This is a genomic window from Janthinobacterium sp. SUN206 (genome assembly GCF_030587305.1).
Taxonomy (GTDB): Bacteria; Pseudomonadota; Gammaproteobacteria; order Burkholderiales; family Burkholderiaceae_D; genus Janthinobacterium; species Janthinobacterium kumbetense.
The window spans coordinates 451049-473506 of record NZ_JAPWIB010000005.1 but is presented as its reverse complement, the minus strand read 5'-3'; the positions used below and the strand labels follow the sequence as shown (position 1 = coordinate 473506).

The 22458-nt window shown below is 63.5% G+C and carries 20 protein-coding genes; 2 read left to right on the top strand and 18 right to left on the bottom strand.

Going from position 1 to position 22458, the window contains the following annotated elements:
• Positions 1–8: 8 nt before the first annotated feature.
• The 3 genes from ggt to O3300_RS25450 form a co-directional block, all read right to left on the bottom strand.
• Positions 9–1784, bottom strand: coding sequence for a gamma-glutamyltransferase (gene ggt, locus O3300_RS25460; protein WP_305054467.1), 1776 nt, complete (start codon positions 1782–1784; stop codon positions 9–11).
• Positions 1785–1878: 94 nt separating this feature from the next.
• A complete protein-coding gene (locus O3300_RS25455) occupies positions 1879–2637 on the bottom strand; it encodes a 3-hydroxyacyl-CoA dehydrogenase (RefSeq protein WP_099665094.1) in 759 nt (252 codons plus the stop codon).
• A 152-nt stretch (positions 2638–2789) separates the two neighbouring features.
• Positions 2790–3239, bottom strand: coding sequence for a hypothetical protein (locus O3300_RS25450; RefSeq protein WP_305054466.1), 450 nt, complete (start codon positions 3237–3239; stop codon positions 2790–2792).
• A gap of 320 nt (positions 3240–3559) precedes the next feature.
• Between O3300_RS25450 and O3300_RS25445 the strand changes: the two genes are divergently transcribed.
• Positions 3560–5617 carry a TonB-dependent receptor domain-containing protein gene (locus O3300_RS25445; protein ID WP_305054465.1) on the top strand — a complete coding sequence of 686 codons (2058 nt, stop codon included), beginning with the start codon at positions 3560–3562 and terminating at the stop codon, positions 5615–5617.
• A 4-nt stretch (positions 5618–5621) separates the two neighbouring features.
• Here O3300_RS25445 and O3300_RS25440 read toward each other — a convergent pair whose 3' ends face one another.
• The 10 genes from O3300_RS25440 to O3300_RS25395 form a co-directional block, all read right to left on the bottom strand.
• Positions 5622–5972, bottom strand: coding sequence for a glycine zipper family protein (locus tag O3300_RS25440; RefSeq protein WP_305054464.1), 351 nt, complete (start codon positions 5970–5972; stop codon positions 5622–5624).
• Positions 5973–5985: 13 nt separating this feature from the next.
• Complete coding sequence (locus O3300_RS25435; protein ID WP_305054463.1) at positions 5986–6372, bottom strand: hypothetical protein; 387 nt, start codon at positions 6370–6372, stop codon at positions 5986–5988.
• 190 nt (positions 6373–6562) lie between these two features.
• Entirely contained in the window at positions 6563–8686 is a 2124-nt protein-coding gene (locus O3300_RS25430; RefSeq protein ID WP_305054462.1) for a sodium-translocating pyrophosphatase, read from the bottom strand.
• Between the two features lie 180 nt (positions 8687–8866).
• Positions 8867–9523 (bottom strand): adenylate kinase, encoded by a 657-nt coding sequence (gene adk, locus O3300_RS25425; protein WP_077400901.1) that lies wholly within the window; start codon positions 9521–9523, stop codon positions 8867–8869.
• A 244-nt stretch (positions 9524–9767) separates the two neighbouring features.
• Positions 9768–10523, bottom strand: coding sequence for a 3-deoxy-manno-octulosonate cytidylyltransferase (gene kdsB, locus O3300_RS25420; RefSeq protein ID WP_289900017.1), 756 nt, complete (start codon positions 10521–10523; stop codon positions 9768–9770).
• Positions 10524–10525: 2 nt separating this feature from the next.
• On the bottom strand, positions 10526–10702 hold the full coding sequence (locus O3300_RS25415; RefSeq protein WP_010395789.1) for a Trm112 family protein: 177 nt from the start codon (positions 10700–10702) through the stop codon (positions 10526–10528).
• Positions 10683–11738: a tetraacyldisaccharide 4'-kinase gene (gene lpxK / locus O3300_RS25410; RefSeq protein WP_305054461.1), complete on the bottom strand. Its 1056-nt coding sequence runs from the start codon at positions 11736–11738 to the stop codon at positions 10683–10685. The genes O3300_RS25415 and lpxK overlap by 20 nt, the downstream gene beginning before the upstream one ends.
• A gap of 74 nt (positions 11739–11812) precedes the next feature.
• Positions 11813–12253, bottom strand: a complete 441-nt coding sequence (locus tag O3300_RS25405) for a biopolymer transporter ExbD (protein ID WP_035825768.1) — start codon at positions 12251–12253, stop codon at positions 11813–11815.
• Positions 12250–12852: a MotA/TolQ/ExbB proton channel family protein gene (locus O3300_RS25400; protein WP_099665101.1), complete on the bottom strand. Its 603-nt coding sequence runs from the start codon at positions 12850–12852 to the stop codon at positions 12250–12252. The genes O3300_RS25405 and O3300_RS25400 overlap by 4 nt, the downstream gene beginning before the upstream one ends.
• Positions 12853–13373: 521 nt before the next feature.
• Positions 13374–13847, bottom strand: a complete 474-nt coding sequence (locus tag O3300_RS25395) for a hypothetical protein (protein ID WP_305054460.1) — start codon at positions 13845–13847, stop codon at positions 13374–13376.
• Between the two features lie 334 nt (positions 13848–14181).
• On the opposite strand from O3300_RS25395, the gene xseA reads away from it, so the two are divergent.
• Positions 14182–15543, top strand: coding sequence for an exodeoxyribonuclease VII large subunit (xseA, locus tag O3300_RS25390; RefSeq protein WP_305054459.1), 1362 nt, complete (start codon positions 14182–14184; stop codon positions 15541–15543).
• Between the two features lie 81 nt (positions 15544–15624).
• Here the strand turns inward: xseA and O3300_RS25385 are convergent, their stop codons facing one another.
• The 5 genes from O3300_RS25385 to O3300_RS25365 form a co-directional block, all read right to left on the bottom strand.
• Positions 15625–18087: a TonB-dependent receptor gene (locus O3300_RS25385; protein WP_305054458.1), complete on the bottom strand. Its 2463-nt coding sequence runs from the start codon at positions 18085–18087 to the stop codon at positions 15625–15627.
• 107 nt (positions 18088–18194) lie between these two features.
• Complete coding sequence (locus O3300_RS25380) at positions 18195–19247, bottom strand: ABC transporter ATP-binding protein (RefSeq protein WP_305054457.1); 1053 nt, start codon at positions 19245–19247, stop codon at positions 18195–18197.
• A gap of 1 nt (position 19248) precedes the next feature.
• A complete protein-coding gene (locus O3300_RS25375; protein WP_305054456.1) occupies positions 19249–20622 on the bottom strand; it encodes a GH1 family beta-glucosidase in 1374 nt (457 codons plus the stop codon).
• Between the two features lie 28 nt (positions 20623–20650).
• Positions 20651–21469 carry a carbohydrate ABC transporter permease gene (locus O3300_RS25370; RefSeq protein WP_305054455.1) on the bottom strand — a complete coding sequence of 273 codons (819 nt, stop codon included), beginning with the start codon at positions 21467–21469 and terminating at the stop codon, positions 20651–20653.
• Positions 21466–22455: a carbohydrate ABC transporter permease gene (locus O3300_RS25365; protein ID WP_305054454.1), complete on the bottom strand. Its 990-nt coding sequence runs from the start codon at positions 22453–22455 to the stop codon at positions 21466–21468. Before O3300_RS25365 ends, O3300_RS25370 begins: the two co-directional genes overlap by 4 nt.
• Positions 22456–22458: the final 3 nt, after the last annotated feature.

The following is a 22458-nucleotide window of genomic DNA, read 5'->3' as shown; positions in this document are numbered from 1 at the left end:
GAAAAGTTTCAATCTCCCTTGACCATGCCTTCACGACGTGGATCGGCGCCGCCAAACCAGAAATCCTTGCCATGCGCATTCAGCCGCATGATGCCCTGCAAGCCCGAGTTCTGTTCGATCACGCGCACCTCGTGGCCCATCGCTTGCAGCGCCTCGACTTGCGCGGCGGGCGCGCGGCCCTTTTCCAGCTCCGTCGGGCCATTGCGGCTGCCGAAGTTCGGCAGGCTGATCGCTTGCTGTACGTTCAAGCCCCAGTCCATGGTGCCGACCAGCACCTTGGCGACATAGTTGATGATGGACGAACCGCCGGGCGAACCCGTCGCCAGCACCAGCTTGTGCGTGCCCTTCTCGAACACGAGGGTGGGCGACATGGCGCTGCGCGGACGCTTGCCCGCTTCGACCCGGTTGGCGATGGGGCCGTCGGCATCGCGCGAATCGAACGAGAAATCCGTCAGCTGGTTATTCAGCAAAAAGCCGTCGACCATCTGGCGCGAACCGAACGCGTCTTCCACGCTGGTGGTCATCGACAGGCCGCCCCCAAAAGCGTCCACCGCCACCAGGTGCGAGGTCGACGGGCGCTGCAAGGCGTTGTCCATGCCCCACGCCACCTGCATGCCCGGCGGCGTGCCAGGCATGGCCTTGCCCATGGATTTGTCGCCGATCAGCGAGGCGCGCTGCGCCAGATAGGTTTTATCCAGCATCGAGGCGACGCCATTGCCCGGCAGCGGCACGAAGTCCGTGTCCGCCACGTAGCGGTTGCGGTCCGCGTAAGCCAGGCGCCCCGCTTCCGAGAACAGGTGGATCGCCTGCGCATCGAGCACGCCGTCGACGGGCGCATACGGCCGGATATCCTTCACTTCCAGCATGCCCAGCATCTGCGCGATGGCGATGCCGCCCGACGATGGCGGCGGCATGCCGCACACGGTCCAGGCCTTGTAATCGCTGCAGACGGGTTCGCGCACCTTGGCGCGGTAGCCGGCGATGTCCTGCGCCGTCAGCTTGCCCGGATTGGTCGGATGCGCCGCCACCTTGGCGGCGATGTCGCGCGCGATGCGGCCGTTGTAAAACGCGTCGGCGCCGCCACGGGCGATCTCGCGCAGGGTGCGCGCCAGCTGCGGGTTTTTCAGCACGTGGCCGACGGGCCATGCCTTGCCGTCCGGATCATAGAAATACGCGGCGGCGACCGGGTCGCGCTTCAGGGCCTGGTCCCAGTTCAGCAGGCCGTTGAGGCGCTGGCTGACGGGAAAGCCGCCGTGCGCCAGCTTGATGGCGGGGCCGAACAGGGTCGCCCACGGCAGCTTGCCGTGCTCCTTGTGCGCCAGTTCCAGCATGCGCAGCACGCCCGGCGCGCCCACGGAACGCCCGCCCACCACGCCCGTGGCGCGCGAGACGGGACTGCCGTCGGCATTCTGGAACAGGTGTTCATCGGCGCTGGCAGGCGCCGTTTCGCGCCCGTCGAACGCTTGCACGCCCTTGGCCGTGGAGTACAGCAAAAAGGCGCCGCCGCCGATGCCCGACGATTGCGGCTCGACCAGGGTGAGGACCAGCTGCGTGGCGATGGCCGCGTCGATGGCGCTGCCGCCCTTTTTCAGCATCTGGTAGCCGGCATCGGCGGCCAGCGGATTGGCAGCGGCGACCATGAATTTCTGTGCCGCCCAACCCGATTTCTCCGCATACGCGGTGGCGATTTCCGGCGCCTTTTGCGGCACCTCGGCAAATGCGGGACTGGCAGCGAGGGCTCCCAGCAAGGTCAGGCTCAGTGCCAGCGGCTTCAATATGATCATGGATTCTCCGATAAAAAAAGGACGCACAGCCAGGCAAGGCTGTACGCCCCATACGGGGGTATCCTACATCAAATGCCCGTCAGGGCACTGCCCCTTACTTGGGCTGCATGCGGATGGCGCCGTCCAGGCGGATGGTCTCGCCATTGAGCATGACGTTTTCCACGATGGCTTTCACCAGCTGCGCGTATTCGCCCGGCTTGCCCAGGCGCGAAGGGAACGGCACCATCTTGCCCAGCGCATCCTGCACTTCGGCCGGCATGCCCAGCAACATCGGTGTTTCGAAAATGCCGGGCGCCACCGTCATCACGCGGATGCCGTTGCGCGACAGGTCGCGCGCCATCGGCAGGGTCAGGCCCACCACGGCCGCCTTCGACGACGCATACGCGGCCTGGCCAATCTGGCCATCGTAGGCCGCCACGGAAGCCGTGTTGATGATGATGCCGCGCTCGCCTTCGGCCGTCGCATCCTGTTTCGCCATGGCGTCGGCCGCCAGGCGGCACATATTGAAGGTGCCCACCAGGTTGATGTTGACGACCTTCTGGAACAGGGCCAGCGGATGCGGGCCATCCTTGCCCACGGTTTTCACGGCAGGCGCCACGCCGGCGCAGTTGACCAGGCCGCGCAAGGTGCCCAGCTTCGTGGCTGCCGCCACCACGGCCAGGCCGTCCTCTTCCGACGTCACGTCGCACTGGACGAACACGCCACCGAGTTCAGCGGCCAGCGCCTGGCCCGCTTCCGTCTGCACGTCGGCCAGCACGACCTTGCCGCCGGCCGCCGTCAGCATGCGCGCCGTGGCGGCGCCCAAGCCCGATGCGCCGCCCGTGATGATGAATACATTGTCCTGAATCTGCATGAAATCTCCTGAGTGATAAGGGCCGTGTTCCCGGCGCCTGATGGTTGATACATGATGCCATCATTACGTTTACGTAAACGTAATGTCGGCGACAATTGTAGCCATTTTTATGGTCACCGAGCGAAAACTTGCAGCGCTGGCGAATGAGAAAGTTAAAAACACTGCATGAAAGCGCCATTGCGGTGGCAGATGCGCCCGTTGGCATCGAGCGTGGCGTTGCCCGCGCCGTTGTAGCGCGCGCCTGCCGCATCGCGGCAACCGCCTGAGTCGCATGAGCCGATGGGCTGCGGCGCGCGCGGCATCGGCACGGCCGGGCTGGGCGGCAGGGGCGCGATGGGCACGACCGGTGACGCAGGCTGCGCCGGCATGCGGCCGATCACTTGCGCCACGGAACGGCGCGGCTGCACGGGCGGCGCCGGCATGCGGCCGATCACTTGCGCCACGGAACGGCGCGGCTGCACGGGCGGCGCCGGGCGGCACGGCTCCACCGCCAGCTTGCCGCTGTCGCGCGGGTCGAGCTGGCACACGGGCAAAGGCTCAGTCAAGGACTCGGCAGGCGCCGCCTGCTCCTGCGCCCGGGCATGGCCGCCAGCGAGCAGCATGGAGCACGCCAGTGCCGATATCGTTTTTGCCAGCCTCTTCATGCCGCCTCCCAAGCATCCATCGCAACTTTCATTATTGGCACACGCCGCGCCAGATGCCAGCGCGGGTAACAATTTGTCACGCTTGTACCTGCCATGCGCACAGCGTAACGGTGTTTTATTTCCTTTCAGCACTTTCCTTCTTGCCAGTATGGCATTACAATAAGAACGATTCTTATTCTCATTCGCAGGATGGGAGCGCATTTTTTACTCTTTTCATTCATTCATACCCGAGCCACCCGGAAGGCAGCCAGGAAATAACAACATCCGGAAAGTTCACCATGACCAAGCGTAGTCCCGCCTTCGCAGCCCCCGTTTCCACTCCCGGCCGCTCCATGCATTCCGCCGCCCTGCTCCTGCCCTGCCTGCTCTCGCTGGCCGTCAGCAACGCCTGGGCCGAAGGCAATGTGGCCGCCGATCCCACCATGAACACGGTGGTCGTCACGGCGTCCGGCACGGCCATCGACATCAAGGATGCGCCGGCCAGCATCAGCGTCATCACGCGCGAGGAAATCGAGCGCCAGCCCGTGTATGACTTGAATACCTTGCTGCGCCGTATCCCCGGCGTGACGGGCGGCAACGGCCCCGAAGGCGAAGCGTCGAAGATCAAGCTGCGCGGTTTGCCCGACAAATACACCCTGATCCTGGTCGACGGCAAGCGCGTGGGCAGCTCGAGCGACACGGCTTACCGTCCCGACCTGGGCCGCCAGGACTTGAACTGGATCTCGCCCGACATGATTGAGCGCATCGAAGTGGTGCGCGGACCCATGTCGTCGCTGTACGGTTCGGACGCCATGGGCGGCGTGATCAACATCATCACGCGCAAGGTGCCGGGCAAGTGGAACGGTTCGGCCACGGCCAACTACACGCAACCGCAGGAAAGCGACCGCGGCACGGCGCACCAGCTGGGCGTCAACCTGGCCGGCCCCCTGTCGGACACGGTGGGCATGCGCCTGGGCGTGAGCCAGACGCGCCAGAATCCCGATGAAAAATTCGACAAAGCGGGCGGCATCGGCGGCGAACGCAACCAGACTGTCTCGGGCCAGCTGACCTGGGCGCTGGGCAAGAAACAGAACCTGTCGCTGGACGCCAGCTATGGCAGGCAGGAAGCCAGCGGTTCGAGCACACGCGATGCGGACGGCGAGTCGCTGGTTCCCAGCTGGGGCGCCAACAAGCTGATACGCAAGAGCGTCAGCCTCGGCTACGAAGGCCGCTGGGACTTCGGCAAGACCACGGTCAACCTGTATCACAACGATTTCGACAACCAATTCGTCGGCACGGTGGCCAAATCCAAGGACAGCACGCTCGATGCCAGCCTGGAAAAACGGGTCGGCTGGGGCGGCATCGAGCAAATGCTGGTGATGGGCGGCCAGTGGAAGCACCAGGAATTGACGAACACGAACACCATCGGCACCGTACCCACCGATTACCTGGGCAACACCGTGAGCGGCGCGACCCTGTCCGGCACCACCTCGGCCCTGTTTGCGGAAGATCAATTGTTCCTGCGCGAGGACTTGACGGCCACGGCCGGCTTGCGCCTCGATCACCACAGCAAGTTCGGCAACCATTACAGTCCGCGCCTGTACCTGGTGTACCACCCTGCCCCCGCCTGGACCATCAAGGGCGGCATCTCGCAAGGCTTCCGCGCCCCGAGCCTGAAGGAAAACTCGCCAGCGGCGGCAACCAACTCGGCCGGACGCGGTTGCGGCAGCCTCAAGCCGCTGGGCTACATCAAGGGCGACTGCTACATGGCCGGCAATGCGGACTTGAAGCCGGAAACGAGCACGGCCGGCGAGATCGGCGTGGCGTGGGAACAGAATGGCTGGGATGTGGGCCTGACCTGGTTCCACACGGATTTCAAGAACAAGATCGACTATGCGCCGCTGGGCTTTTACCAGCAGCGCTGGTGGACCAAGATGACGAATATCCAGAAGGCGCGCACCAGCGGCCTGGAAGCGACGGCCACCATCCCGCTGACGAAAAACCTGAACTGGCGTAACAACGTCACCTACATGGCGGAAGCGAAAAACCTGACCACGGGCGCCAACCTGCTGTCGACGCCGAAACTGTCGTGGTACTCGGCGCTGGGCTGGCAAGTCAACGACCAGCTGTTCGGCGAAGTATCGGCCCAGTACACGGGCAAGGAACTCGACGCCGGCAAGCTGGCCGACAAGGCCTACACCATCGTCGACACCGTCGTGTCGTACAAGGTCACGCCGCAATGGACCGTGCGCGGCGGCGTGCAAAACCTGTTCAAGAAGGGTCCGACGGCCGATGGACTGGTCGACTATTACGTGCCGGGACGGCGCATGTTCGTCGGCCTGACGTCGCGCTTCTAAGCGGCTAGTAACGGGGCGGCGGCGTATCGGGCGGCGGCGTGGCGGCATTCGCCGGCACGCTGCCCAGCATCCGCCCGGCCGCGGGCACCTTGTGGCCGCTCGCATACATGCATTTTTGATAAGAATCATCGTAACTGCGCTGCATGCCATGCGAGGAACTGTCGGCCGCGCCCGGGCCGGCCAGCTGCGCCTGCGCGTAGCCACGGCAACTGCCGTCATCGACGCGGAATTGCTCGAGGCTCTTGCCCGTGTCGGGCAAGGCCGTGGCCGACGGCCCTTCCGGCATCACCGTGCAGGCGGCCAGCAGCAGGGGCGCCAGCAGGCCGGCACGCCCCATCAACGCTTTCGTGTTCATCGTCGCCTCCCCGTCAGCGCACGCTGGTCGGCAACACGGCACGCCATGCCGTACTGCAATTTTTCACATAGGGATAATAGCCCTGCGGCCTCGCGCAGTAGTACCACATCTGCGCCGTCGGCTCGCCGCCCTGCTCGATGTACACGGGCGGCGGCTGCACGATCAGGGTGCGCCCATATGGATAGGGATAGCCATACCACGGGTCGCCATACCAGCCAGGCCCGTAGCCATACCACCAGGGAGATCCCACCCAGACGCCCACGTGCGAACGACCATGGAAGTGGCCGTGGCCGCCGTGAAAGCCGCCATGCCGGCCCGGCGCCGCCTGGGCCACTCCCGCCGTGACCGCCAATACCAAGAGCGCCGCCAGCGCGCCGCCCTTCCTGCTGATGCTGTCCATGACATCCTCCCGCCTTCATGCCCAACTGTGACACTCGTTTCATTATTGACAGAGAGCCAGCACAAGCAAAGGCGCCGTAACAATTGCTCACCTTTGATACGCCGAGGATATGGACGGCAGGAAAGTTTCATTTGCGCAAAATACAAACAGCCCCGCGGCGCTGGCCACGGGGCTGCGGGGATGGCGCAGTTTATTGCGCGGGCAAGCTTTGCACGGGTGTCGCCGGCGCCAGGATGGGCGGCGCGGGCGCGTGGATGGGCGCCGGCGCCTTGACCGCCAGCCAGCCCGTGGCCGGCAGCAGCGGCACCAGCAGCAGGGCCACGATATTGATGATCTTGATCAAGGGGTTCACTGCCGGCCCGGCCGTATCCTTGTACGGGTCGCCCACCGTGTCGCCCGTGACGGCCGCCTTGTGCGCGTCCGAACCCTTGCCGCCGAAATGGCCATCCTCGATGTATTTCTTCGCATTGTCCCAGGCGCCGCCGCCCGTGGTCATGGAAATGGCCACGAACAGGCCCGTGACGATCGTCCCCATCAGCAAGCCACCGAGCGCCGCAGGCCCCAGCAGCATGCCCACGACGATGGGCACCACCACGGGCAGCAGCGACGGCACGATCATTTCGCGGATGGCCGACGCCGTCAGCATGTCGACGGCCTTGTCGTATTCTGGCCGCGTCGTGCCTTCCATGATGCCCTTGATGTCGCGGAACTGGCGCCGCACCTCCACCACCACGGCGCCTGCTGCGCGGCCCACGGCTTCCATCGCCATGGCGCCGAACAGATACGGTATCAAGCCGCCGATGAACAGGCCGACGATGACCATGGGGTTCGACAAATCGAAGGTGATGTGCTGGCCCACGGATTCGAGCGCATGCGTGTAGTCGGCGAACAGCACCAGCGCGGCCAGCCCGGCCGAGCCGATGGCGTAGCCCTTGGTGACGGCTTTGGTCGTGTTGCCGACGGCATCCAAAGGATCGGTGATGGCGCGCACGGAGTCGGGCAAGCCCGACATTTCCGCGATGCCGCCCGCGTTATCCGTGATGGGGCCATACGCGTCGAGCGCGACGATGATGCCCGCCATCGACAGCATGGAAGTGGCCGCGATGGCGATGCCGTACAGGCCCGCCAATTGATACGATATCAGGATGGCGACGCAGACGGCCAGCACCGGATACGCCGTGGACTTCATCGACACACCCAGGCCGGCAATGATATTCGTGCCGTGGCCCGTCGTCGACGCTTCGGCGATGTGGCGCACGGGCTTGAAATCCGTGCCCGTGTAGTACTCGGTGATGTACACCATCAGGCCCGTGAGGACGATGCCGACGACGGTGGCGCCCAGCATCTTGTAGCGCATGGCGTCGTCGGGCCACAGCAGCCACGTCACCACGGCAAAACCGACCAGCGACAGGCCGGCCGCCCACCACAGGCCCGTGTACAGGGCCGACATGATCTTCTTGCCGGGGGCCGTCTTCACCATCGAGCAGCCGACGATGGACGCGAGGATGGAGACGGCGCCCAGCAGCAGCGGGTAGATGATGGCCGTGCTGCTGGCCTCTGCCATCAGCAGTGCGCCCAGCAGCATGGTGGCGATCAGGGTCACGACATAGGTTTCGAACAGGTCGGCCGCCATGCCGGCGCAGTCGCCCACGTTGTCGCCCACGTTGTCGGCGATGACGGCCGGGTTGCGCGGATCGTCCTCGGGGATGCCCGCCTCCACCTTGCCCACCAGGTCCGCGCCCACGTCGGCGCCCTTGGTAAAGATGCCGCCGCCGAGCCGCGCGAAGATGGAAATGAGCGAGGCGCCGAAGGCCAGGCCGATCAGGGGCTTGATCAGGTCATGCTGCGTGAGGCCGGGCGCGCCCGTCGTCGCCAGCAGCCAGTAGAACAGGGTTACGCCCAGCAAGCCCAGTCCCACCACCAGCATGCCCGTGATCGCCCCGCCCTTGAAGGCCACGTTCAGCGCCTGGTTGATGCCCAGGGTGGCCGCCTGCGCCGTGCGCACATTGGCCCGCACGGAGACATTCATGCCGATGAAGCCGCAGGCGCCCGACAGCACGGCGCCGATCAGGAAGCCCAGCGCCGTGTGCAGGCCAAGCAGCGCATAGATGGCGATCAATAACACCACGCCGACGATGGCGATGGTGCGGTACTGGCGCGCCAGGTAGGCGGCCGCGCCCTGCTGGATGGCCAGGGCAATTTCCTGCATGCGCGCGTTGCCGGGATCCTGCCTCAGAATCCAGCTGCGCGACACCAAACCGTAAATAACTGCGACCACGCCGCAGACTACCGCAAACCACAAGCTGGCTGCCATATCGTCCCCTTCTGTTTTTATCCGACGTCATTGCCAACAGCTGCAGACCGCACCGGGTAGGCACGCGCAGCCAGGAAAACACGACCTGCAAAAAACCTGAACTACGAAAACGATGCGGCACCGCTGGCGAAAAGCGGGCACAAAAAAAGCGGACACTCAGGTCCGCTTTTCATAAACTGCTTATTCCGCCAGGGCGGCAAATGCGCTGTCGCGGATTTGCTCGACCGGACCGACGCCGGCGATGCGGCGGTATTTCGGTGCGCCTGGCAGGCCGGACTTGGCCCAGTCATTGTAGTAGCCCAACAAGACCTTGGTCTGGTTGTGGTACACGTCCAGGCGCTTTTTGACCGTTTCCGCCTTGTCGTCGTCGCGCTGGATCAGCGGTTCGCCGGTGATGTCGTCGACGCCGTCGACCTTGGGCGGGTTGAATTTGACGTGATACACGCGGCCCGAACCCGGGTGGCTGCGGCGGCCGTCCATGCGCTCGATGATCGAAGCGTCAGGCACGTCGATTTCCAGCACGTAGTCGACATTGATGCCGGCGTCTTTCATGGCGTCCGCTTGCGCGATGGTGCGCGGGAAGCCGTCGAACAGGTAGCCATTGGCGCAATCGGCTTCCTGCAGGCGATTCTTGACCAGGCCGATCATGATGTCGTCCGACACGAGGCCGCCCGCATCCATGACTTTTTTCGCGGCCAGGCCCAGTTCGGAGCCTTCCTTGATCGCCGCGCGCAGCATGTCGCCCGTGGAGATTTGTGGAATGTTGTATTTTTCTTTGATGAAATTAGCTTGGGTGCCCTTGCCGGCACCGGGTGCTCCTAAAAGTATCAGACGCATTGAAAAGTTCCTAAAAAACAGATTTTGGATGGTGGTATGTGTAATTTTTTTTAGATGGTGTTGCTAAGGCTATCTTTCCCTACGAAACTTACCACAAAAAATCCCCGGAACGCCAGTTTGCTATCGAATTGCTATGCCCTGATTGATCAAAGCCAGCAATTCGCGCGGCGCACGTTTCAAAATGTGGTTTTTACTGCAGGCGCACAAAATTATATTTGCACGCCTGCCGTTTTGCGGGTAGCGCTTACAGGGCGCCGTAGTGGGCTTGCACCCTGGCAAGATCTTCCGGCGTATCGACACCGGCGGCCGGGGCGCTATCGGTCACGTGGACGGCGATGGCAACACCGTGCCACAGCACGCGCAGCTGCTCCAGCGCTTCGATGGCTTCCAGCGGCGAGGCGGACAATTGCGGATATTCTTGCAAAAACGCATTGCTGTACGCATACAGGCCGATATGCCGCAGGGGCACGTAGCCTGCCGGCAAGCTGTCTTTCGACTGCGCGAAGCCGTCGCGGTGCCACGGGATGGTGGCGCGCGAGAAATACAAGGCGCGGCCGTTCTTGTCCAGCACGACCTTCACCACATTCGGATTGAACGCGTCGGCCACATCATGCAGCGGATGGGCGCAGGTAGCCATGGGGACGGCGGCGCTGATCTGCGCCGCGCAGGCGGCCAGCAGGGCCGGATCGATCAACGGTTCGTCGCCCTGCAGGTTGACGACGACGGCGTCCGGCGGCAGCCCGAGCGTGCGCGCCACTTCGGCGATGCGGTCCGTGCCCGACGGATGGTCGCTGCGCGTCATGCACACTTCCACGCCATGCTCGGCGCAGGCGGCACGGATGCTGTCATGGTCGGTGGCGACGATGACGCGCGCGGCGCCCGAGAGCAGCGCCTGCTCGGCCACGCGCACCACCATGGGTTTGCCGCCCAGGTCGGCCAGCGGCTTGCCCGGCAGGCGCGTCGAGGCCAGGCGGGCCGGGATGATGACGATGAACGCCATCGTTATTCCACTGCGTCTTGCAGGGTGCGCGCTTCGTCCGCCCACATGATGGGGATGCCATCGCGGATAGGATAGGCCAGACGGTCGGCGCGGCAAATCAGTTCCTGCGCCTTCTTATCGTGTTCAAGCGGACCCTTGCAAACAGGGCAGACCAGGATATCAAGCAGTCGAGCGTCCACGACATTTCTCCACAATTTGTTGGGCCAGCGCGCTATCGATGCGCGCACTGACGGGGACGACCCACAGTCTCGGGTCATCTTTGAGATGTTCAATTTGCGCACATTTTACTGCATCCTTCTCGGTGATCAAGATCACATCCGTGTCGAGGGCGGCAAATGGCTGGTCGAGGAAGTCGTGGTGGTCGGGCAGGGGCAGCTCCGTGAAGTCCAGTCCGGCCCCGCGCAGCATGGTAAAGAAGCGCTGAGGATTGCCGATGCCGGCCGCCGCCACGATGCGCTGGCCGCTGGCCGCCAGGTCTGCAAGGGCCATGCTTTCGCCGCGGTTCAGCAGGCGCTCGGCCACGCCGCCATCGAGCCGCATCTGCACCACCAGCCCGCCTTGCGGCGCGACCTGGCCCACCAGTGCCGGCGCCAGCTCGGGCGCATTGATCACCGTCACGTCGCGCCGCCGGCGCGGCGATTCGCGCAGCGGTCCAGCCGGCAGCAGCCAGCCATTGCCGGCGCCGCGGCCGTCGAACAGCACGATTTCCACGTCGCGCTGCAAGGCGTAATGCTGCAAGCCGTCGTCCGTCACCAGCACGTCGACGTCCGGGTGCACGGCCAGCAGCGCCCTGCCCGCTTGCGCGCGGTCGCGCCCCACCATCACGGGGCAGCCGCCGCGCTGGAAGATCAGCAGCGGCTCGTCGCCCACCTGCTGCGGCGTGGAGGCAGCGCTGACGGCGCGCGGCAAGCGGTCGGCGCTGCCATGGCCGCGCGAAATGACGCCCGGGCGCATGCCCGCGTCGCGCAAGGCTTGCACCAGCCAGATCGTCAGCGGCGTCTTGCCCGTGCCGCCGATGAAAATATTGCCGACGACGACGACGGGCACGGGCAGGCGCGCCGATGTCAGGAGGTTGGCCCGGTACAGGCCGCGCCTGACGCTGCTCAAGGCGCCGAACAGCAGCGACACGGGCCACAGCGCGCACGCCAGCGGGCCGCGCGTCAGCCAGGCGCGGGTAAGAGTGGTTTCAAGCTTGGCGGGAGAGGATGTGGGCATGCGGTGAAGGGTAAAGGGCTGGGGTCTGACCCGGCGGGTCAGTCCCCAATTTTGTTGCCGGTAACGGTAGGAACTTACTTGCCGCCCGCCTGCGCCGCAAACGTCAGCTTTTCATAGCCGGCCAGTCGCGCCGCTTCCATCACGTGGATGACCATCTGGTGCATGGCGAACTGGTCGGCGTTGACCACCACCACGGGCGTCTGCGCGGGCGCCTTGCCGCCATTGGCCGCCTTGGCCGCATCCTGCAAGGCGTCAGCCAGGCCGGCCACGTCGCGGAACGAGACGGGTTCGCGGTTGACCGTGTAGTTACCCTTGGCATCGATGGTGACGTCGAGCTGCTGCGGCTTGTCCTTCGCTTGCTCGGCATCGGCCGTCGGCAAAGTGATCTGCAGCTCCGTGAACTTGCTGTAGGTGGTGCTGACCATGAGGAAGATCAGGATCACCAGCAGCACGTCGATGAACGGAATCAGGTTGATTTCGGGATCTTCACGCCCCTTGCCTTTGCGGAAGTTCATTGGCGGCCACTGTGGACGATGTCGACGAATTTGACCGCTTGTTGCTCCATGTCAATGACGAAGCTGTCGACGAGGGCGCGAAAGTGGCGGTAGAAAATCAGGGCCGGCATGGCGATGGCCAGGCCAAATGCCGTGTTATACAAGGCGACGGAAATACCGTGCGACAGCGCCGCGTTCGACGCGGTGGCGCCGGGCGAGGCAAAAATCTCGATCATGCCGATCACCGTGCCGAACAGCCCCATCAGCGGCGCCAGGGTGGCGATGGTGCCCAGGGTCGTCAGGAAACGTTCCAGCGTGTGAGCCACGCCGCTGCCCGCCTCTTCGATCGATTCCTTCATCACTTCGCGCGGCGCGTCGACATTGCGCAGGGCGGCGGCCAGCACCACGCCCAGCGGCGAGTTGTCTTCCAGCTTGGCCACCGTGTCCGGCGTGATCTTGCCGCTGCGATACACCTGCACCACTTCATCAAACAGCTTGCGGGGCAGTATCTTGACGCGGCGCAAATACAGCAGGCGCTCGATGATCAGGGCCAGAGCGACGATGGAAGCGATCAACAACAGCCAGATGGGCCAGCCAGCGGCTTGAAATATAGCGAGCAAAAGAAACTCCTGATAGAGGAAAGGCGATGGACCGCCCGAACAGCCTGTATTGTACCGAGCGCCGAAGACCGATTGTACGTCCGCGCGGGAATGGCGCAATGTAGCGCGTTGCCGCGCCGGCGGCAAGTGGCGCCCGCATGGCACTTGTCCACACGGCCTGGCGGGCGGGCGCCAAGCGCCCCCGGTTTTGCACACTTTGTGTGGATAAGATTGTGAGCAAGCATGAAGTCCAGCATGCAAGCCCTTGATTTACAAGCGAATTATTGTACTGCGCAAAATACAGGCATAGCAGCTTATCGACAGTAGTCAATGTCATAAAATCAATAATTCAAGAGTTCTGCACATTTACTGTGGACAAGATTGTGCGCAAAGCCAAGGAATTCAATTAAGTCATTGATTTTAAAAGAAATTAAATCAATGAGTAAAAAAGTGGCAGCGAGCACGAAATCGACGCCAGGGAGACCGTCAAAGTTCTGCACACAATCTGTGGACAAGATTGTGTGCAAGCGCAAGGATACGCGCTAAGTACTTTGATTTATATCGTTTTTATTGCCATGCATAAAAATGTGGCAAGCGCTGAAAAGCGGGCTTTTATCGGCCCGATTGCGCTTCGAAACGGCAGTTTTCCACCGCAAAGGCAGTTTCGCACATAAAGTGTGGATAAGATTGTGAGCAAGCGGATTGACTCCATGCAAGAGCATTGATTTTAAAGGAGTTTTTTTCAATGCTGAAAAATGAGGCAGTGCAACGGCCTGGCCGCGCGGTGGAAAAGCAAGCGAAAAAGCGAAATGATTTATGCAGTTTTGCACATATTCTGTGGATAAGATTGTGAGCAAGGCCCACGATGTGATGCTATACCATTGATTTATATGGCTATTTTTATGCTGCGCAAAATTCAGGCAAGCCATGCCATGAGCATTCCAGTGGATAAATCCGGCGCCGCGCCAGAGTTCTGCACATTTTTTGTGGATAAGATTGTGCGCAAGGCCATGCATGGCATACTAAGCGCTTGATTCCTATGCTCTTTATTTCCGTGCGCAAAAATGTAGCAAGGCATTTTTATCAGTCAATGTCGGCTTGCCGGGCCATGTTTGTCCAAGGCAAAAAGTTCCGCACACTTTCTGTGGATAACTTTGTGCGTAAGTGGCGGGGGCTATACTGATGTGCTTGATATTAAAGGTTTTTTTCCCTGTGCACGCAAATCAGGCATATGGGAATTCATCATGAAATCAAATACTTAGAAATAGAACTTGTTGTTTTGCACGATATATGACATAAGCATGACCTCGCCGATAATATGTGGACAGTTCCCTCACCTCCCCCAGCTTGATGATGACCGACACCCCGACTGACAGCGGCTTTGCCGCCCCGCCCGTGCTGACCGTCAGCGCCCTGAACCAGGCCGTCGCGCGCCTGCTCGAGCGCTCGTTTCCCCTGACCTGGATCGCCGGCGAGATTTCCAACTTCACGCGCGCCGCTTCCGGCCACTGGTATTTCACCCTGAAGGACGATGGCGCCCAGGTGCGCGCCGTGATGTTCCGCGGCCGCGCCCAGTACGCCGGCTTCACGCCGCGCGAAGGCGACAAGGTCGAAGTGCGTGCCCTCGTCACCCTGTACGGCGCGCGCGGCGATTACCAGATCAACGTGGAAGCCATCCGCCGCGCCGGCGTGGGCGCCCTGTATGAAGCGTTTCAGCGCCTGAAGGAAAAGCTGGCCGCGCAAGGGCTGTTCGACCAGGAGCGCAAGCGCGCCATTCCCATGTTCGCGCGCAGCATCGGCATCGTCACCAGCCCGCAGGCGGCCGCCTTGCGCGACGTCTTGATCGCGCTCAAGCGCCGCGCGCCGCACGTCAACATCATCCTCTACCCCACGCCAGTGCAGGGCCAGCAGGCGCCGGAAAAAATCGCGCACGCCATCCGCACGGCATCAACCAGGGCCGAGTGCGACGTGCTGCTGGTATGCCGCGGCGGCGGCAGCATCGAGGATCTGTGGTCGTTCAACGATGAAGCCGTGGCATACGCGATCGCCGATTGCTCCATGCCCGTGATCAGCGGCGTGGGCCACGAGACGGATTTCACCATCGCCGACTTCGCGGCCGACCTGCGCGCGGCCACGCCGACGGCGGCGGCCGAACTGGCGGCCACGCCGCGCGCCGACTGGATGGCGTCCCTGCGCGCCGATGCGGCGGACCTGCGCCGCGCCATGCGCCGCAGCCTCGACGATGCGGCGCAGACCCTGGACCGCCACAGCCGCCGCCTGCTCAACCCGAAGGCGCAGCTGCGGCAGCAGCGTTTGCAGCTGCTGGCCCTGTCGACGGCCATGACGCATGCGGCGCGCGCGCCCGTGAACCAGTCGCAGTACGTACTGGAACGCCTGCGTGCGCGCTGGGCGGCCTTGCGGCCCGACGTCGCGGCGCCGCGCGCGCGCCTGGTGGAAATGCAGCGGCGCGGCGGCGCGGCCATGGCGCAGCAACTGACGCAGCGCCGCCACCGCCTCGACGGCCTGGCGGCGCAGCTGGAACTGCTCAATCCCCAGCGCACCCTGGAACGGGGATACGCCATCCTGCGCGATGAAAAAGGCGCGATCGTGCGCTCGCCGGCGCAGTTGCAGGCACGCCAGAACGTCAACGTGCGCCTGGCCGAAGGCAGCGCGCAGATCGGCATCGCCAGCGTGCAGGCGACCCTGGAATAAAAAAGGCCGGGGAAGACCCCCGGCCCAACACCTTCCCTACTGAGTGGACTGCTACTGCGACTGCTCTTTCCCCCTACGCCATCAGAACTTCATCGACACGCGCGCGCCAAAGGTGCGCGGCGCGTTGTAGAAGGCGCCGTAAATCTGCTGCGTGGGCTGGCATGGCATGCCCACGTCCGTGCAGATTTCATTGACGTCCAGCTTGACGGCCTTGTCGGTGGCATTCTGCACGAACGCTTCCACCGTATAGGCCTTGTTCGCCGGCTGGAAGCGCAGGCTCAGGTCCAGCGTCGTATACGCTTCCTGGCGCTTGACGCCGGCATGGCCCGGCACGTCGCCGTTGAACGCGCCCGCACCGACATACGACATGGTTTCGTAGTGCACCGAGGCGCGCGGCGTGAGCTGGCCGCCGGCGACATTGAAATCATGCTCGTACTGGACGGTCGTGGAAAACTTCGGCGCATGCTTCATGGTGCTGCCGCCCACGCTCACCAATGGCGCCGTCGAACCGCAGGACTGGCCATTCGCGCGCGCCGCATCGACGTCGCACGACATAAAATCGTCATATACGGCTTTCAGCCAGGTAGCGTTGCCCGTCAGGCGGTCGACCTTCGTTGGCCGCCAGACCCATTCCGCTTCCAGGCCCTTGACGGTGGCGCCGGCCGCATTGAAGTTGGCCAGCACGCTGTTGACCACCTGCGACTCGAGCTTGTCCTTGTACTTCATCAGGAAGGCGTCAAGATTCAGGGTCAGTTCGCGGTTCAGCAAGTCCGACTTGAAGCCGATTTCATAGCTGGTCAGCTTTTCCGGCTTGGTGGTGGCGCCGCCGTCGCCGATGGCCGGCGAGTGAAAGCCCGTCGTCACGGAGCCGAACAGCAGGATATCCGGGCGCAGCTTGTACTCGATGCGGCCCAGCCAGGTGGCCTGGCCATACTTCAGGTCCGCCGTGTTGTCTCCCGGCGTATTGCCGCAGCTGGCGGCCGTGATGGCGCCGCCGGGGCCGATATTGTGCGTGTTGGCCAGGCCCGAACCGGGCGTGACCAGCTGGCGCAGCTGGTCGGCAGTAAGGACGGTGGTGCCCAGCGGCGTGTTGGCGGGCCAGTTCGGGCAAGCCCAGTTCTTGCCGCCGATATCGAATTTATGGTCTTTCGTATAGCGCGCGCCGGCCGTCAGCTTGATCTGGTCCGTCACTTGCTGACTGACCTGGCCGAATACGGCTTTCGATTTGAGCTGGCGGTCGCCCTGGATGAAGGACATGGCCGAGGCATACTGGCCCACGGTGGGCTGCACGAAAATCACGGCGCCGTTGGCGATATCCTGCTGCACGGCCGCCTGCGAAATCTGGCTGCGGTCGATATCGAAGCGCACCTTGTTCTTTTCATTGAACAGGAACAGGCCCGCCACCCACTGGAACGGCGCATCGTCGTCCGAGCGCGCCTGCAGCTCGTGCGAATAGCTGTCGAACTGCGCCCAGTCGGTACGGTTTTCCGACTTGAAGCCGGGGAACAGGCCCGCATCGGAATCGTTGCTGTTCTGGCGCTTGTAGCGGCTCCAGCTGCCCAGGTAAGTGAAGTCGAGCGCATCGGTCGGCTTGTAATTGAGCTTGCCCTTGTAGGTCAGGATCGACTGGTCCAGGGTGCCCGGCGTGTCGATCAGGGCCGAACGCAGCTTCTCTCCCGCTTTCGGCTCGGCCGCCAGGTAGACGTTGCCGGCGCCCTGGTCGAGGAAGTAATCGGCGATGAACGTGCCGCGCAGTTGCGGCGTGAACTTCCACAGCAGGGAGGCGCGCACGCCCATCTGGTCGCCGGCGCCATACTTGGCCGTGCCCGGCATGACGTTCGAGCCGCGGCGGAAGTCCACCGTGCCGTCATGGCTATCCTTGATGGCGGCGATGCGCAGCGCCACGTCGTCGGAAAACGGGATATTGAGCATGCCCTGCGTCTGCAGATGGCGCTTGTCGCCCACGGTGATGCCGGCCGAGCCCATGAACTTGGCCGTGCTCGGCGCAGCCGACACGAGATTGACGGCGCCGGCCGTCGAATTGCGGCCGTTCAGGGTGCCCTGCGGTCCGCGCGCCACCTCCACGTGGGAGAGGTCATACATCAGCGCCGTGGCGCCCTGCGGACGCGGCGAATACACGCCGTCGACATAGAAGGCGACGGCCGGGTCGCCCAGCTCCGTGTGGTTGGCCGAGCCGACGCCGCGCATGTAGACGTGCACGCCGCCGGAGTCGCCATGCTGCTCGACGACGAGGCTGGGCACCATGGTGGCCAGCGACGCCAGGTCCTTGACCTGGTTGTTTTGCAGGGTGTCCTGGTTGAAGGCGGTGACGGCCAGCGGCGTCTCCTGCACGAAGGTATTGCGGCGCGTGGCCGTGACGACGATGCGGTCCATCTGCTCGGCGGCCGGTTTTGCCGCATCGGTGGCTGCCGCAGTGCTGGCCACTTCCTGTGCCATGGCGGCGCCGCTGCCCAGCAAGATGAACTGGGCGAAGGTCGCATGCGCCAGACTGAGGGCGATGGTATTGCGTTTGAGCTGTTGCATTGTTGTTGTCTCCTGTACCGCTGGTTGAATGATGATCACATAGCTCTTTGGCTACTGCTGCACATTTTTTGGGTGTCAATCTGAAGTCATGTCGCCTCCGTGCGGGGTCAATGGGTAGCCACGGCGCGCCCGGCCGTGTCGAATAGAAAGGCATGGCCTTCTTCCGGCGCGAAGCCGATGGCGCTGCCCTGCGCCAGCGCGTGGCGCGCCTCGCCATGCAGCTTGATGGCCACCGCATGCGGGCCGCCACCGATGCGGTCGTCCAGCGTGGCGTGGATGATTTGCGCATCGCCCAGCTGCTCGATCAGGGTGACCGTGGCGCCGTAGCCTTCATTGCGCGGCACCAGCCGCAGGTGTTCGGGGCGTACGCCGACCAGCATGCCCACCTCGCCACCGAGCTGGCTGGCCAGCGCGGGAACGGCGGCGCACGGCAAAAAGTTCATGCGCAGGGCGCCGATGAAGCCGGCCACGAACTGGCTGGCCGGATGGCGGTACAGCTCCAGGGGCGCACCCACCTGCTCCAGGTGGCCGCCGTGGAAGACCGCCACGCGGTCACCGAGGGTCATGGCTTCGACCTGGTCGTGCGTGACGTAGATCATCGTGGTGCCCAGTTCCTGGTGCAGCTTGGCCAGTTCGATGCGCGTCTGCACGCGCAGCGAGGCATCGAGGTTCGACAGCGGCTCGTCGAACAGGAACACCTTGGGCTGGCGCACGATGGAGCGGCCGATGGCCACGCGCTGGCGCTCGCCGCCGGACAAGGCCTTGGGTTTGCGGTCGAGCAGATGCGTAATCTGCAAAATCTCGGCCACCTTGCCGACCGCCGCGCGCACCTCGGCTTCCCCCTTGCCCGCCAATTTGAGGGCAAAGCCCATGTTGTCGCGCGCCGTCATGTGCGGATACAAGGCGTAGCTCTGGAAGACCATGGCGATGCCCCGCTCTGCCGGTGCCACGTCATTGGCCAGCAAGTCGCCGATGCGCAGCTGGCCCGCGCTGATGTCTTCCAGTCCCGCGATCATGCGCAGCAGGGTCGACTTGCCGCAGCCGGACGGTCCGACGAAGACCATGAATTCGCCGTCATGGATATCGAGGTCCAGGCCCTTGACGATTTCCGGGCCGTCGCCGTAGGTCTTGCGGATGCCGCGCAGGGAGATGGCGGCCATGTCAGTGCTCCCCTGCCAGGACCGGTGCGTCGGCATGCGCGGCGCGCTGCGCGGCGATGAAGTCGCGGTACCACAGGGCGCTGTCCTTGAAGCTGCGCTGCTGCGTGGCGTAATCGACGTACAACATGCCGAAACGCTTGGCGTAGCCCGAATTCCACTCGAAGTTGTCCATCAGGCTCCAGTAGAAATAGCCGCGCACGTCGATGCCCTGCGCGATCACGGCGCGCAAGGCGTCCAGGTGCAGCCGCACGTATTCGATGCGCGCCTCATCGTGGATATTGCCGTCGACGGGCTTGTCGGCGACGGCCATGCCGTTTTCCGTGATGTAGACGGGCGGCAGCCGGTATTCGCGGTGCAGGCCCACGAGCAGTTCCGTCAAGCCTTGCGGATAGGTTTCCCAGCCCATGTCGTTGACGCCAAGCTTGCATTCGGGCTTGCGCGGCGGCGTCTCGGCGCTCATGAAAGCGCGAGTGTAGTAGTTCACGCCAAGGAAATCGATGGGCTGCTTGATATCTATGAAATCGTTTTCAAAGATGGACAAAGCGGAAGCGTCGGCGTGTTTCAGGGCCAGGGCCGGGTAGCGGCCCTTGAAGATGGCGTCCATATACCACTGCACCGATCGCGCATATTCCAGTTCGGCCAGTTCGCGGTCCTGGGCGCTGTCGGTGGCCGGCGTGGCCGTCCACTGATTGAGCACGATGCCCAGTTTCGCAGGCGGATTGACGGCGCGCATGGCTTGCATGGCCAGGCCGTGCGACAGCAGCAGATGGTGCGACACCTGCACGGCGGCGGCCGGATCGGCCATGCCGGGCGCGAACTGGCCCGTGCCGTGGCCCAGCACGGCCGTGCACCACGGTTCGTTATGGGTGGCGATGCTGGCGACCTTGTGGCCGAAGCGGCGCGCCACCTCGGCCGCATAGGCGGCGAAGTGGTAGCAGGTGGCGCGATTGAGCCAGCCGCCCTCGTCCTGCAAGGCTTGCGGCAAGTCCCAGTGGTACAGGGTCAGGTGGGCATCGAGGCCCTTGGCGGCCAGGGCGTCGAGCAGGCGCGCATAGAAGTCGAAGCCTGCCTCGTTCCAGGCGCCGGAACCCGTGGGCTGCACCCGCGACCAGGACATGGAAAAGCGGTAGGCGTTCACGCCCAGGTTGGCGATCAGCTCCACGTCCTCGGCATAGCGGTGATAGTGGTCGCAGGCCACGTCGCCATTGCTGCCGTCGATGATCTTGCCATCCGTGTGGCTGAAGGTATCCCAGATGGATGGGCCGCGGCCGTCGATGGTGGCGGCGCCCTCGATCTGGTAGGCGCTGGTGGCCACGCCCCAGGTGAAAGTGGCGGGAAAGTTGATATCAATGTCGTCGTTATGCATGGTGGTCATGTCAGTGTGAGTGGATTAAAAGAGAGTGCTAGCCTTTGACGGCGCCCTGGGTCAGGCCCTCGATCAGGCGCTTCGAGGCGACAAAGAACATCAGCAGCAGCGGCAGCACGGCAATGGCGGCGCCCGTCATCAGCGCGCCCCACTCCGTGTTGTTCGGCGCCTGCATGCTGCGCAGGGCCAGCGGGATCGTGTAGTTCTCGACCGAACGCATGACGACCAGCGGCGTGATGAAATTGTTCCACGAGTTGATGAAGGTGATCAAGCCCAGGGTCCCCATGGCGGGGCCGATCAGCGGCAGCACGACGCGCCAGTAGATGGCGAATTCGCCGCAGCCGTCGATGCGCGCCGCCTCGATCAGGTCCTTCGGGATGGCCGTGCCGATGTACTGGCGCATGAGGAAAATCCCCAGCGCGCCGGCCGCTCCCGGCACGTACAGGGCGCGCGGCTGGTCCAGCCATCCGAGGAAATCCATCAGCATGAAGGTGGGAATCATGTTCATGAAGGACGGGATGATCATCGACGCCATCACCAGCGTAAACAGGGGCCGCTTGAAGCGGAATTCGTACATGGCGAAGGCATAGCCGCCCAGCGAGCAAAAGAACAAAGTCAGCGCTGTGGTCATCAGGGCCACGTACAGGCTGATGCCGATATTGCGCCAGAACGGCAGGCGCTCCTGCAGCAATTCCAGGTTGTTGAGCAGGGCCGTGCCGAACCAGCGTGGCGGCGGCAGGCTGTAGATCTCGGCGCTCGTGTGCGTGGCGAAGACGAACATGAAGTAGAACGGCGCGACCATGATCAGGGCGCCGGTGGCCACCATGGCGTAGGCCGTCCAGCGGGTGGTTTTCATCGGACCTCCTTGCGTTCATTGCGGCTGAAGATGCGGTTGTTGACCCAGGTGGTGCTGGCGATGATGAGGAACAGCAGCCAGGAAATGGCCGACGCCGTGCCGAAGTCGCCCGAGGAAAACGCCGTCTTGTAGACGAAGATGGCCGTCGTCATCACGGACTGGCTCACGCCGCTCGATTCGGCCACCAGCACGAACGGTTCCTCGAACAGCTGCAGATTACCCATGATGGTCAAGGTGACGGCCAGGTAGATCATGGGGCGCAGCTGCGGCAGGGTGATGTACCAGAATTGCTGGCGTTTCGAGGCGCCGTCGATGGTGGCCGCTTCATACAAATCCTTCGGAATCACCTGCAGCGCGGACAGGTACAGCACCAGGTTCCAGCCCAGGTAGCGCCAGAAAATGACGAAGGCGACGGCCGGCTTGATGAACGGCGAGCTGCCCAGCCAGTCGATCGACTCCGCAGGGAACAAGCCACCGACCAGCGGCAGGCTGGCGCACCATCCGATCAATACATTGATCTGCCCATAGTCGCGCGAAAACAGGGTGTTGAACACCATGGCGATGGCCACGCTGGAGGTGATGAACGGTAAAAAATAAATGCCGATCACCAGGTTGCGCGAGCGCTTGAAGCTGTTGTGGATGAAGGCCGCCAGCGGAATGGCCACCAGGTGCTGCGGCACGCCCGAAGCCAGCGCCAGCCACACCGTATTGCCCAGCGAGCGCAAGAACCACGGGTCGCTCAAGGCGTACTTGTAGTTATCCAGCCCCACCCACTGCATGGCTTCCACGCCGCTGGCCGCTTCCCACTGGTTGAACGACAAATAGATGGAAAACAGCAGCGGGAACAGGCTGAAGACGGCGAACAGGATGAAGAAGGGGCTGATGAAGATGTACGGCGCCCACTTCTTCATGTTGAAGCGTTTCCTGGCGGGCCGCGCTGCAGCAGCAGCGGGCGCGCCGTCGGTACAAGGCATGGAGGTAGTCATGCT

Excerpts from the sequence above, each read along its gene's own strand:
- xseA (WP_305054459.1), top strand. The coding sequence starts at position 14,182 with ATGATGACCGACACCCCGACTGACAGCGGCTTTGCCGCCCCGCCCGTG.
- O3300_RS25385 (WP_305054458.1), bottom strand. The coding sequence starts at position 18,087 with ATGCAACAGCTCAAACGCAATACCATCGCCCTCAGTCTGGCGCATGCG.
- O3300_RS25405 (WP_035825768.1), bottom strand. The coding sequence starts at position 12,253 with ATGAACTTCCGCAAAGGCAAGGGGCGTGAAGATCCCGAAATCAACCTG.
- O3300_RS25380 (WP_305054457.1), bottom strand. The coding sequence starts at position 19,247 with ATGGCCGCCATCTCCCTGCGCGGCATCCGCAAGACCTACGGCGACGGC.
- lpxK (WP_305054461.1), bottom strand. The coding sequence starts at position 11,738 with ATGCCCACATCCTCTCCCGCCAAGCTTGAAACCACTCTTACCCGCGCC.
- adk (WP_077400901.1), bottom strand. The coding sequence starts at position 9,523 with ATGCGTCTGATACTTTTAGGAGCACCCGGTGCCGGCAAGGGCACCCAA.
- O3300_RS25430 (WP_305054462.1), bottom strand. The coding sequence starts at position 8,686 with ATGGCAGCCAGCTTGTGGTTTGCGGTAGTCTGCGGCGTGGTCGCAGTT.
- O3300_RS25455 (WP_099665094.1), bottom strand. The coding sequence starts at position 2,637 with ATGCAGATTCAGGACAATGTATTCATCATCACGGGCGGCGCATCGGGC.
- O3300_RS25370 (WP_305054455.1), bottom strand. The coding sequence starts at position 21,469 with ATGAAAACCACCCGCTGGACGGCCTACGCCATGGTGGCCACCGGCGCC.
- O3300_RS25435 (WP_305054463.1), bottom strand. The coding sequence starts at position 6,372 with ATGGACAGCATCAGCAGGAAGGGCGGCGCGCTGGCGGCGCTCTTGGTA.
- O3300_RS25395 (WP_305054460.1), bottom strand. The coding sequence starts at position 13,847 with ATGCATGGCCTTGCGCACAATCTTATCCACAAAAAATGTGCAGAACTC.
- O3300_RS25365 (WP_305054454.1), bottom strand. The coding sequence starts at position 22,455 with ATGACTACCTCCATGCCTTGTACCGACGGCGCGCCCGCTGCTGCTGCA.
- O3300_RS25450 (WP_305054466.1), bottom strand. The coding sequence starts at position 3,239 with ATGCTGCTCGCTGGCGGCCATGCCCGGGCGCAGGAGCAGGCGGCGCCT.
- O3300_RS25440 (WP_305054464.1), bottom strand. The coding sequence starts at position 5,972 with ATGAACACGAAAGCGTTGATGGGGCGTGCCGGCCTGCTGGCGCCCCTG.
- ggt (WP_305054467.1), bottom strand. The coding sequence starts at position 1,784 with ATGATCATATTGAAGCCGCTGGCACTGAGCCTGACCTTGCTGGGAGCC.
- O3300_RS25375 (WP_305054456.1), bottom strand. The coding sequence starts at position 20,622 with ATGACCACCATGCATAACGACGACATTGATATCAACTTTCCCGCCACT.
- O3300_RS25445 (WP_305054465.1), top strand. The coding sequence starts at position 3,560 with ATGACCAAGCGTAGTCCCGCCTTCGCAGCCCCCGTTTCCACTCCCGGC.
- kdsB (WP_289900017.1), bottom strand. The coding sequence starts at position 10,523 with ATGGCGTTCATCGTCATCATCCCGGCCCGCCTGGCCTCGACGCGCCTG.